Origin of the sequence: Gillisia limnaea DSM 15749, assembly GCF_000243235.1 — a bacterium.
GTDB lineage: Bacteria > Bacteroidota > Bacteroidia > Flavobacteriales > Flavobacteriaceae > Gillisia > Gillisia limnaea.
In genome coordinates this window covers 2634296-2646842 of the sequence record NZ_JH594606.1, presented here as the reverse complement: position 1 = coordinate 2646842, position 12547 = coordinate 2634296, and the positions used below count along the sequence as shown (strand labels likewise).

The following is a 12547-nucleotide window of genomic DNA, read 5'->3' as shown; positions in this document are numbered from 1 at the left end:
GTACTTAGATTAAGGGGTTAAGAATTCCCTATTAAAATTCAACGTTAAGAAGTTGACCTGTGAGCTGCAGCAATTGTATTTCGGCTAATTTCGCATCGTACTTCGCGAGATTTTTACTGGTTCTGGCATTGAGTAAATTGATTTGTGCCTGCCGGAATTCTATGGAAGTTATTTGTCCTATTTTAAACTGCTCCTCTGTGCGTTCAAAGTTATTTTGATTGGTTATCACATTATTCTCCTGTACTTCAAAGATATAGCGCTTGTTTTCATAATTCCCCAAAGCATTTGCGATATCTCTGTTCACCTCGAGAATGATCTGCTTTTTAATATATTCCTCGTTTTCAAGCCTCACCTTAGAATTTCTTATGTTGGTAATTGTAGCACCTCCATCAAAAAGATCCCAGGTCAAACTTAATCCTGCTGCATATCCTAAGGTCGTGCTCGTTTGTACAAAGGAAGTCGCTGGCAAGCTTGCTGTATTCCATCCATACGAACCGTTAAGACCTACAGTAGGCAAATATCCGGATTTACTTACTTTCAAAGCATATTCTGAAATTGAGATCGTACTTTCTGCACGAAGGAGGGAAACATTGTTCATTTTTGCTTCTGAAAGATAGGATTCCAGTTGTAGCTTAGGTATAAAAGCCACGGTAGTATCTACCAGAAATGCATCCAAAGGAATTTCCTGATCATTGACGATTACGTTGAGATCCCGCCTGGCGTTATCCAATTGCTGCTGAACGTTTAAAAGATTAATACTGTCATTATTAACATCAACCTCTGCATTTAATATGGCAAGCCTGTTGCTTTGTCCAAATTCGAATTGATACTGCGCCCGGATTATCCGGTCTCTGGAAATTTCAAGCGTTTCTTCCAGTACATCTACATTTTCTGTAAGCCGCGCCACCTCAAAATAGACCGTTAGTAATTGCAGGATTGTATTTTCAATGGTTTCCCTTGCATCCAGGGTTGTGAGATTATACTGTTCCTTAAGTTGTTTAAAGTTATACCATCTTCCCAATCCGTCAAACAAGGTATAATTAAGGTTTATAGAGGCATTATACCGGTTTGTTTTAGCCCCTTCAATTTCTCTTTCATCTCCTCCTTGTAAAGTGGCATTGATATCTTCAATATTGTAATTTAAACCAGCTATTCCACTTAAAGAAGGCAAATATCCCGAATTTAAAATATTCCGATTATTATCGGCGATCTCGACATTATTTTGAGAAACCTTTATTCCGTAATTGTTTTCAAGAGTTTTAACGATTGCTTCCTCTTTACTAATAACACTAGTTTGTGCATAGCTACCTCCCACGTAAATAAGGAAAAGGAAAAGAAAGGATTTATGTATTATCTGCATGGGCCTCTTTTTCTTTTTGTTCTTTAATTGCTCGTTCTACCGATTCTTTTTCAACCCTTTTTCCGGAAGCCAACCAGGAAGTTCCAACTTTGAGAGAATTGCTAAGTGATAGAAAAAGAGGAAGCAACAACAGGGTCAATACCGTAGCTATACCAATTCCATAGGCTATAGAGATGGCCATTGGTTTAAGGAACTGGGCCTGCCTGCTTTTCTCAAGTAATAAAGGGGCAAGCCCCGCAATGGTTGTAATGGAAGTTAAAAATATAGCCCTGAATCTCGACCTTCCGGCTTCGTAAAGCGCATTGTCAAACTTCATTCCCCCCACTAAAAGGTTGTTAAACTTACCTATAAACACCAGCCCGTCATTTACCATAATACCTATCAAGGCAATAATGCCCAGGGCAGATAAAAAATTAATGGGGAAGCCGTGGAACCAATGTCCCCAGGCCACACCTATCACACTAAACGGGATCATAAGCATAAGCAACAACGGCTGACTGTAACTTCTAAAGGTGAAGGCTATTGTGGCATAAATAAGAAACAGTACGATTGGCAAAACCTTTTTTGCTGAATTGATCAACTTATCCCCTTCCCGATTCTGGCCTTCATAAGAAACGGAAAGTGAAGAATACCTATTCAAGATTTGTGGCATCACGTTCTCCTGAATATCAAAAAGAATATCTGTAGCACTTCCATTGGGATCTTCCATATCTGCACTTACCCTTATCTCGCGTTTTCCATCAAGATGGCTTATAGATTCTGTACCGCGAACAATCTCGTAAGAAGCAATTTCCCTGAAGGGGACACGGTTCCCGCTTGGGGTTACCACCCGGAAGTCGTCCAAATTGGTGATGGATGACCTGTTTGCAAGATCATACCGCACCCATACACGAACTTCATCCTGCCCACGCTGGAAGCGTTGGGCCTGGGTACCAAAAAAGGCATTTCGCACCTGGCGCATTACTGCATTAAGGTCTAGTCCAAGTGCGTAGGCATTTTGTCTCAATTTAATATCGATTTCTTTTATCCCCTTTGGATCATTATCTGTAACATCTTTTAATAAAGAGTTGTTTTCAAAGATCACTTTCAATTCTTCTTTCGCAGCCTCTAGTTCAGAGATATTGTTTCCCAGTAAAGAAACAGAAACCGGACTTCCTCCAAAATTTCCTCCTGAACCAAAAGTGAGGCTTTCAACCCCGAATACGGGCCCTACTTCTTCTCTAATAGCGTTGGTAATTTCGGGGGAACCAAAATCTCTTTCTTCCCCGGGCAATAGATTTACTCTTAGGGAAGCTTTATTATTACCAGGCCCCACCCGTCTAATGATATTCTCTACTACAGGTAAATTTCCGGTTTGCCGGGAGGTAAAATCTTCATTGACTCTCCAGGCAGCTTCTTCAACCAGGGTAATTATGGAATCTGTCTTTGCAGGGTTTGTACCTTCAGCCATTAACAAGTCTATTGAAACCTGGTCACTGGCAATACTGGGGAATAAGGTCACGCGTATCCATCCCCCACCTATAGCCCCTATGGTAAGGATGAGGAGCACGGCCAGGATAGAAAAACTAAGTACCGGTTGATTAATTGCCCGCCTTAGCACAGGGCTGTAGGTTTTGTCCCTTAAATAGACCATGATCTTGTCTCCGGTCCTGTTGAAGCCCCGCAAGGTTTCAAATACTTTATCGATCTTCCGCTTCTTTTTAGGAAGATCTTTTTGACGCACCAGTGCCTTGGAATGGGCAATGTGCGCAGGAAGAATGATAAATGCTTCTACAAGGGAGACCATCAAAGTTAAAATAACCACGGTAGAAACTTCAGCAAAATACTCCCCTATCCGGCTGTCCAGGAACAAGAAGGTCCCAAAGGCCAGAACGGTAGTAATAATAGCTGAGATTACCGGAGGAACCACTTCCATGGTCCCTTCAAGAGCAGCCTGAACGGGATTCTTCCCCTGTTCATAATGCTGATAGATATTTTCTGAGATCACGATCCCGTCATCTACCAGGATCCCAATTACGATAATCATCCCAAAAAGAGAAAGCACGTTGATGGTTACTCCAAATTGAGCGGCAAAAATAAACATCCCTAAGAATGCGACCGGTAAACCAAAAGCTACCCAAAATGCGAGCCTGGTGTTGAGAAAGAAGGAAAGGAAAAACAACACCAATAACATCCCTATAATTCCGTTTTCCACCAGCAACTGTGTACGCTGATTTAAAGAAATGGATGAATCGCTTACAACAGCTAGTTGCAGGTTGGTATTCTTCTCATTGAATTCTTCTACATAAGTATTGATCTTTTCTGCCGTAGATAGAAGGTCTTCATTATTTGTATTGCTTATTTGCATATTCACGGCCATATCTCCGTCAAAATACAATGCATTGGGAGTTTCAGAGAACCTGTCCCGTACTACGGCTACATCACTTAGGCGAATAGTTTGGCCGGAAGGATTGGCACGAACGACGAGATCATTTAAGGCATCGGCATAATACGCGCGGTTGTTTGCCCTTATCAAATAATCTTCAGCATAGGTCTTTATAGTTCCACCCGTGCTTAATATATTTGCATTGGCAACTGTGGCAGCAACATCTTCAAATGTGAGATTGTACGCGAGAAGATCATCCTGGCGTACGGCGATCTCTATTTCTTCTTCAGGAAAACCAGAGATCTCAATTTGAGAGATCCCATCCAGCGCCCTGAGATCATTTTCTATTTGCTGGCTTATTTGCTTGAGAGTAGAAAGGCCTATTCCTTTTCCGCTAATAGCAAAAGTAATGGTAGAACGCACATTTTCCTGCTTGGCCACAACCAGGGGTTCCATGCCCGTTGGAAAATTGGGCACCCTGTCAACGGCATTTTTAACCTCGGCAAGGATCACATCAATATTTTCCCCTCGTTCAATTTCTACCGTAATAGAGCCTCCACTTTCCCTGGCTACTGAAGTTACGCGGTCAATCCCTATCAACCCCTTGAGGTTGTCTTCAATTTTAAGAATGATCCCTTCCTCGATCTCTTCAGGAGAAGAACCGGGATAGGCTACATTGATATTTATGATCTTGGATTCTTCCAGCGGAAAAAAAGAAGATTTCATATTCATGATCCCCACGATCCCAAAGATCACAAAGGCAAAGATCACTACGTTTACCGCAACCTCGTATTTTATGAAGTAACTAATTAATTTTCTCAATTTTGCCGGTTTTTAACGGGGTTGGGAACCTGGCTTATTTCTACAGGCATTCCTGTAAATGCTCCGGGAACAGGAGCAGAGATCAATTTGACACCGTTTTCCAGGCCTTTTATCACTACTTTTTCTGATGAAAAATACACCGGCTCTATCTCTACAAGTTGCAGTACATTGTCCCGCACCACGTATACCCGGTTTTGATCTACCAGTAATTCCCGGGGAATTTCAATAGCCTCTTCTATTATACCGGCATTGAGATTGGCTTCAAGATACATTCCTTCCTTCACCCGTTCATCTTCAATTTTTATAAATACCTGTATAGATTGAGATTCCTGGTCTATTCTGCTATTAATTCTGCTTACCTCGCCTTCGTAAGCCTGGGAGCCTTCCAGATTTGCCAACTTTACTTTTTCTCCAATTTTAAGGAGGTCACTAAAGGATTTTGTAATGGCCACTTCCAGTTCAAATTCTGTAGGATCAATGAATTCCCCCAGTTTTTGGCCCGGGCGAATAAGAGATCCCCGGGTGACCAAAGCCTCTGTCAACACTCCGGTATAAGGTGCTATAATGGTAAATTTGTTAAGCCTTGCCTCCAGGTTCTTAATATTGTAATAGCTGGATACGATCCCTCTTCCCGAGATAAAATACTTTTCCTGGTTTGAAGCCGTTTCGGGCAGCGCAGAGAGATTTTTATTTACATCAAAATTATTGAGATAACGCTCCCATTTTGGATAGAGCTCTGGATAATCCAGCCGAAGATCGGGCATGATGGCTGTGATGGAGTTGTATAATTCACTTCGGGCAGAGCGCACATTGGCTGCAAATTCTGAAGCGTCTATATTCAATAATACCTGCCCTCTTTGATAGGTTTGTCCAGGCCTGAATTCTTTACTGCTGCTTCTAAAAACTCCTTCTACTTCTGAAAATAATTCGGTTTTACCAAGAGCGGTTACGGTTCCATTTGCAGGTATAATTATAGGAACTTCCCTATTGAGCACGGTATCAACAAAAACCGTTTTCACTATTTTTTGCAATGGTGGACGTTCTATTGTATTGCTGTTAATAATTGCCCTGGCCCCAAAAACGGCCGCTATGATAAGCAGTAACCCCAGAAGGGAAAGAATTATTTTACGCATGTATTGTTTTTAATTAAACTTTAGACTTCTAAAAATAGGAAACGTTTAATCAACAAAGGTTAAAAATAAACAAATAGCTACCTAATTCATAGTTTCCAATTCTTCCTGCAAAACTTCCCAGGATTTCATTAGATGTTCCAACTCTTTTTTCTTCTTCTTATAATTTTCCAAAAAATGGGGTTTGGCAATGGCTTTGTCATAATTTTGGGCCATTTCAAGGTCTTTCTCTTTCAATTCCTTTTCCAGCTTCCCAATCTTAGCCTCTGTATTACTTAGCTTATTGTTTAAAGATTTAGATTTCTTTTGATCGTTATAAGCTTGCTTATTGTCAGAATTTCTATTATCCTCTTTCGCAACTTTATCCCTTTTCTCGATAGCTCTCATGTTCTCCACATTTCGCTGCTCGAGATAATAATCTATATCTCCCAGATACTCCCTTATTTTTTTGTTTTTAAACTCATAAACCGTCGAGGTAAGATTCTGAAGGAAATCCCTGTCATGAGAAACCAGGATCAACGTTCCTTCAAAGGTTTTAAGTGCTTCCTTTAGTACGTTTTTGGATTTTATGTCCAAGTGGTTGGTTGGCTCATCCATAATAAGCACATTGAACGGCTGAAGCAAAAGCTTACAAAGCGCCAAACGGTTTCTTTCACCACCAGAGAGCACTTTTACCTTTTTACTGACCTCATCCCCTCTAAACAAAAATGAACCCAACATATCCCTTACTTTGCTACGGGTTTTTTCTGTAGCAGCATCTATCATAATATCCAATACAGTTTTGTCACCATCCAGATATTCTGCCTGGTTTTGTGCGAAATAACCTATTTGAACATTATGTCCCAGCTTCATTTTTCCGGTATGGGAAATTTCATCGACCATGATCTTAGCCAGTGTAGATTTTCCCTGTCCGTTCTGCCCTACAAACGCGATCTTGCTCCCTCGTTCTATCAAAAGATCAATATTTTCAAGAACATTAAGTTCACCGTAAGTTTTTCCTATATTTTCCCCCTCAATAATAATTTTTCCAGGTTGAATAGAAATTGGGAACCTAACATTCATCACCGCATTATCATCCTCATCTACTTCAATCCTGTCTATTTTATCAAGTTTTTTAATTAGCGACTGTGCCATAGAAGCTTTGGAAGCTTTGGCCCTGAATTTCTCTATCAGTTTTTCAGTTTGCTCAATTTGTTTTTCCTGATTTTTTTGAGAAGCAAGCTGCTGCGTTCTCAATTCTTCACGAAGCACAAGGTATTTTGAGTAGGATTTTTTATAATCGTAAATTTGACCTAAAGAGATCTCGATCGTCCTGTTGGTGACATTATCCAGAAACATTTTATCGTGAGAAACAATAATCACGCATCCCGGGTAATTGGTAAGAAATGATTCCAGCCAGATGATAGATTCAATATCCAGGTGGTTTGTTGGCTCATCCAGCAACAAGATATCATTGCTCTGTAAAAGTAGTTTCGCGAGTTCAATACGCATTCTCCATCCTCCGGAAAAAGTTTCCGTAAGCTTATCGAAGGTATTTCTTTCAAAACCAAGTCCGGTTAAAACCTTTTCAGTTTCCCCCTGATAATTATATCCTCCAATAATTTCATACTGGTGGGTAATTTCGCTAAGGTCATGAATGAGATCCATATACGCCTCACTTTCGTAATCGGTTCTGGTAGTGAGTTGTTCATTGATAAATTCCATTTTTTTCTCGATGGCTTTTATCTCTTCAAAAGCCTGTTGAGCCTCTTCCTGAACAGTTCTTCCCTGTATGAAATCTATATCCTGTTTTAAAAATCCTATTTTAAGTTCCTTATCTTTGGCTATCTGGCCGGTGTTTGCTTCCTGTTCTCCAGAAAGTATTTTAAGCATCGTGGATTTCCCGGCTCCGTTCTTACCAATAAGGCCTACACGGTCTCCCGCACCCAATCTAAAGGTGATTTCGTCAAACAAAGTCTCTCCGCCGAAGGAGATAGATAAATTATGAATGTTAAGCATTGTATTGTTATAATATTTTTGCAAAGATGCCTATTTTTGTGATGCTAAAAAAATAGAAATGAGTTTCTTAAAGGGTTCCAAGTTATACAGCATTTTTACAGGGACCTGTCCGGTTTGTCAGGAAGAAAGTATGTATAAGGAATCCAACCCTTATAAAATGACCAAAATTTTCCAGATGCACGAACGTTGTTCCAATTGCGAAACCAAATATAAGATAGAACCCTCCTTTTTCTTTGGAGCCATGTATGTGAGCTATGCTCTTGGAATTGCATTTGCCGTGGCAGCTTTTATTATTACTTATTTTTTATTTGGAGGGGGACCTATGACTACTTTCATTGCAATTACTGGTACACTGGTGGTTTTTATGCCTGTTATAATCAGGCTTTCAAGAAATATCTGGATAAATATGTTTCTTCATTATAAAAAACCAGAATCAAGAACCTCGGGGCAAGCCCACGAGGTTTGAATTGGAAAATATTTTTAAAAACTCGAGGCAAGCCCGCCTGAATGAAATTCATTTCGGGCAGGCCTCGGGGATTTAAACCCTCAATTAGGGATTAACATTTTTTAGCATACCTCCTAATATTGATATCTGAAGGTATGGGCGTACCATTTTCAATAAAATCTATCAATTTCCTTGCCACTGTGGGACCTATTAAAACACCCCGGCTGCCAAAACCATTACAGCAAAACATCCCCTTATACTCCGAATGCTCTCCTACCAGTGGTTTTCTATCGGCGGTTGCAGGACGAATTCCGGCAACCTGCCCTACCACTTCAAAATCACAGGTAATCAATGTGCGTAGCTTTTCCAGCAAATATTCCCTTGCATCCTCTGTTGGCTCCGGAGTCTTATCCTTGTTGTTATAAGTTGCGCCAATCTTATAAAGATCCTTTCCCAATGGCAATATAAAAATCGATGATTTCACAGCCACTTCCAGTTTAAGGGCTTCAGATTTGATAATTAAATATTCCCCTTTATTCCCATTCAGCGGAAGTTTATTGAAAAATGGATTCCTGGCCATACCAAAACCGTCACAAAAAATAATTCGTTTCGACTGAAAACCCTTATAATTAAATTGATCATTTTTGAGCTGAAGCATATCGTACTGAAAATCTTCAGTTATGAAAACATCCAACTCTTTTAAATACTTCCTGTAGGCATCCAAAAGTAATTCTGTATTAATGACACCGGTATTTTTTACCATTCCGAAAGAAAAATCAGAAGGAATGTTTGGGTTTATTTGGGAGATTAGATTCGGGGAAAGAAACGCGGCGACCGATGGTTTATCCATGGCAGCAAACCAGTTGTTCTGTTCTTCTACCGAATGAAATTTTCTATAAACAGGCATTTCACTGATCAAAGAGGTTTTCAGTTTTTTTTCCAGAGAACGGTAGAACGGAATTGCGGTTTTTAACTGTTCATCTGCTTCCCAGGCAAGAGTAAATCGTTTTAAAATAACCGGATTATAAATTCCTCCTGCAACTGTGGAAGAGGACTGGGAATGATTTTCAAAGACCCGAATATTTTTACCTGAATCAATCAATTTTTCCGCGACCGCAATCCCACTTAATCCAGCTCCAACAAGGATATAATCCAACATAGGTTTCAATTAAAAAACGCCCCGTTATAACGGAGCGTTTAAAAGTTATTTTTTTAAATATATCATTAACTAATAAAAGCGGTTTCGACAAGCCGAAAGACTCTTAGTAGTTCCACATGTCCTGTTCAAAGTTTCTGATTTGCTCTTTTATCCTCTGAGACTCCAGAAGTTGCATAAACGCATTTTCGGTGATATAATCATTAACTCCCCTATCCCCCTGCACGTTATCTTCCTTATAAATAACTGCATTGAACCTGCGTGCATTCAACAAATGGTCATAGGTAATAGATTGGGATGAATTCCCTCCATTAAAAGCCTCATTCTCAAATAAGATTTCCCGTGCATCCGGGAACCATACCCAAAAAAGTTCAACAAGATCCGGCTCTTCATCATCCAGGAAATTTACATCGGGAGCAACAGGAGCTATCCCCAATAATCTATATTTCATCTCTGCCTGGCGTTTATCAAAATACCACATCCCACGAATATGATATTGAGCTATATCAGCAGAGGTGATATCCCTTCTATTTATAAACTGCTCATCTATTTGCTCCCCAGCGTTGTATTGTTCAACACCAAGATCTGTTGTATCAACTTTGGAAATAGCAGCACTTATACCTTCCAGTGTCCTCTTTTCATTGAAATAGGCATCTGCGTATATATTCTTAATTTTTCCACTCCTAATTCCTGTCATCAAGACATCGTAAAGCGATCTTCGGTTGGATCCAATATTGTTGGTGTCAATAGGATAATAAAGCGGAAAATTCACTCTTTCATCCAAATCGATGACCTCCCAGATATTTTTAGACCATAGGATATCTCTGTCATCAACATAACCATATTCCAATGGTGTGCTTTCTTTCTTTACCACCAGTTCTGCATCAGATAATTTTCCGATATCATCCGGAGATTTTGCGTTTAACATGTTTGATTGCCCAAACGATGAAAGACTAACAAACAATCCAAACACCCCTATCAAAAATTGATTCCACTTCATTGTACTGATTTTTTTAATTTGTTAACTCTACAAATACAGGGGATACTTTTTTAAGCTTATATCCTGTATTTGAAGCCAATTGTGCTTCTATATCAAAAATTTGCACGGTTTCTCCTCTTGTTGCACGTCTTAATGCAGCTTTAGCAGGTGCATCTAATTTATTACCCCGCACATTTATGGTTGGTTGTCCTGAAACCTTGAAACTGAAACCGGTAATACTAAGGCCAATATCAAAATCGAAGTCCTGAAGTGCCGCTCCAACGGTTGCAATTTCAAGATTATTACGTGGCATTTTAACCGATCCGTCTTCTCCTCTTATCGTTCCTACCGGACTTGGGATATCCTTAACTCTAAATGATTTACTATCTGAAACAGTTTCTCCTCCAGGTAATTTACCACTTACATTAATAGTTACCTCACGAGCCTGCAGCGTAGTTACATCCATAACATAGTTTCCTGCTCCACCTGCAGGAGATAATCCCGGGGCATTGGCGGTAACACTAGAAACACCAGGAATGGAAATTGTCATTGGATTTTTCACCCCTCTGTATACCACGTTCATTTTATCTGCAGAAATTACGGCAGAATTAGGCTTGGGTATTACAGCGTACGAACTAGAAATTGGAATACTCACTACAGAGTCACCTTCCTTAAACTGAATTTCACCTTTTATGTCCTGTTCTCCAACGTTCCCAGCAGGAAAACTTAGAGATACCTGTCCGGCTTCATTGCTTTCAACTTTTCTTCCATTTACAACAACATTGTCAAACTTCAAAGTTTTATCAACACGGCCTAGCACGATTTTACCGGTAAAGTTTTCACCGGAAAAGAAGGCTGTTTTCGTTGGGACAACAATTGCCTCGTAATTGGTAAGCGATACTTCACTTTGCAATTGTCCCGAAAGCATAGCCGAAAGAATTTCACTTTCAGTTGTTTTCACGTCTGCCTGTAACTGGGTTAGTTTTGTAAGCGAAGCAATCATTGGATATCCCTGGTAATGGTATTCCAACCACGGCTTAGTAATCCCGTTTCTATCTTGAACAGGTTCTGTGGCGAATTCATTTTTTACATTTGAAGCAATCGATGAGAACTCATTCTCAATTAACGAGGCCACACCATCACGATATGTTGCAATTTGTTGAACAAACTCCTCACCTTTCACTGTATTTCTACCTCCCGTGAAGAACATCTCATCCAGCTGGTCTGAGCGGTCCATCGTTTCATAATCTGTTCTATCGGCTTCTTCAACCCTATCCTTGGTCAATTCTGCCTTAATTCCTTCGATATAATTATTAAAATTTGTTGAAAGTTCATCAATTTTATCGGCTTTTTCCTTTAGAGGAGCATACTTTGCTGGCTGCTCACCTACCTTCTCTTCAAGCCCCGCCATAAACGCGCTGTTTCGTTGAGTGGTAGTCTCGTTAGATTCTGCCAATTTTTCATTCATTAATCCAAAAGCGGTAAGAACCTCTTTGGACATATTTAAAGCCAACATTGCAATGAAAACCAAATACATCAGGTTTATCATCTTCTGTCTTGGTGATTGTTTTCCAGACGCCATGTATAATTAGTTTAGTATAGTATTAATATTGATAGTCTTTACAACTAATTACTTAAGCTCTTACATTCATAGCGGTTAACATACCTCCATACACTCCATTTAAGGAAGAAAGGTTGTTAGCCAGCGACCCCATTTGATCTTTAAGTTTAGAGGCATTCTCAGCAACTTCCTGACTGATCTCTGACTGTCTTGCCGAAGATTCCACCTGTACCTTATAAAGATTATTCAAGGTTTCCATTTGAGCAGCAGCCATGGTAAGCTCTTCGCTGTATTTTCTTTGAGAAGCCATCGCATCTACCGTAGGAGATATGGATTTTGCAGCTCCTTCAAAATTACGAATGCTGTCTCCAAGGCTGTTCATTAGGTTCGCATCAATTTTAGCCTCTCTAAGCATATCGTCCAGTTTTTTGGAAAGAGAAACATCGGTTTCTTTATTTTCTTCTATCAATGATTGTCTTTCAGCGGCAATTCCACCAGCTAATTCAGGATAAACAAGAGACCAATCCAGGTTATCATCAACAGGTTCAAATGCTGAAACAGCAAAAACAATGGCTTCTGTTACAAGCCCAAGTATAAGCATTTCGTTACCAAAAGGCCAGTGCATAATTTTAAAGAGTGCTCCTAGAATTACCACAGATGCACCTAGACCATACACCATGTTCATTATTTTCATTTTATTCTTTGAATTCGCCATAGTAAAAAGATATTAA

Annotated in this window: 9 protein-coding genes; 1 reads left to right on the top strand and 8 read right to left on the bottom strand. The window is 39.8% G+C overall.

The features are described from left to right. Positions 1-31: 31 nt before the first annotated feature. The 4 genes from GILLI_RS13495 to GILLI_RS13480 all read right to left on the bottom strand — a co-directional run bounded on the left by GILLI_RS13495 (position 32) and on the right by GILLI_RS13480 (position 7675). Positions 32-1360: a TolC family protein gene (locus GILLI_RS13495; RefSeq protein WP_006989676.1), complete on the bottom strand. Its 1329-nt coding sequence runs from the start codon at positions 1358-1360 to the stop codon at positions 32-34. Beyond that, a complete protein-coding gene (locus GILLI_RS13490; RefSeq protein WP_006989675.1) occupies positions 1344-4547 on the bottom strand; it encodes an efflux RND transporter permease subunit in 3204 nt (1067 codons plus the stop codon). The genes GILLI_RS13495 and GILLI_RS13490 overlap by 17 nt, the downstream gene beginning before the upstream one ends. Beyond that, positions 4544-5680 carry an efflux RND transporter periplasmic adaptor subunit gene (locus GILLI_RS13485; RefSeq protein ID WP_006989674.1) on the bottom strand — a complete coding sequence of 379 codons (1137 nt, stop codon included), beginning with the start codon at positions 5678-5680 and terminating at the stop codon, positions 4544-4546. The genes GILLI_RS13490 and GILLI_RS13485 overlap by 4 nt, the downstream gene beginning before the upstream one ends. 81 nt (positions 5681-5761) lie before the next feature. Beyond that, positions 5762-7675, bottom strand: coding sequence for an ABC-F family ATP-binding cassette domain-containing protein (locus tag GILLI_RS13480; protein WP_006989673.1), 1914 nt, complete (start codon positions 7673-7675; stop codon positions 5762-5764). A gap of 58 nt (positions 7676-7733) precedes the next feature. Here GILLI_RS13480 and GILLI_RS13475 point away from each other — a divergent pair, with 58 nt between their 5' ends. Further along, complete coding sequence (locus tag GILLI_RS13475) at positions 7734-8141, top strand: DUF983 domain-containing protein (RefSeq protein WP_006989672.1); 408 nt, start codon at positions 7734-7736, stop codon at positions 8139-8141. Between the two features lie 91 nt (positions 8142-8232). Here the strand turns inward: GILLI_RS13475 and GILLI_RS13470 are convergent, their stop codons facing one another. The 4 genes from GILLI_RS13470 to porL all read right to left on the bottom strand — a co-directional run bounded on the left by GILLI_RS13470 (position 8233) and on the right by porL (position 12531). Then, complete coding sequence (locus GILLI_RS13470; RefSeq protein ID WP_006989671.1) at positions 8233-9279, bottom strand: NAD(P)/FAD-dependent oxidoreductase; 1047 nt, start codon at positions 9277-9279, stop codon at positions 8233-8235. 103 nt (positions 9280-9382) lie between these two features. After that, complete coding sequence (gene porN / locus GILLI_RS13465; protein WP_006989670.1) at positions 9383-10276, bottom strand: type IX secretion system ring subunit PorN/GldN; 894 nt, start codon at positions 10274-10276, stop codon at positions 9383-9385. Positions 10277-10289: 13 nt separating this feature from the next. Then, the gene (gene porM / locus GILLI_RS13460; protein ID WP_006989669.1) at positions 10290-11837 is read right to left on the bottom strand and encodes a type IX secretion system motor protein PorM/GldM; all 1548 of its coding nucleotides are present in this window, start codon (positions 11835-11837) and stop codon (positions 10290-10292) included. Positions 11838-11889: 52 nt separating this feature from the next. Continuing rightward, complete coding sequence (gene porL, locus GILLI_RS13455) at positions 11890-12531, bottom strand: type IX secretion system motor protein PorL/GldL (RefSeq protein ID WP_006989668.1); 642 nt, start codon at positions 12529-12531, stop codon at positions 11890-11892. Positions 12532-12547: the final 16 nt, after the last annotated feature.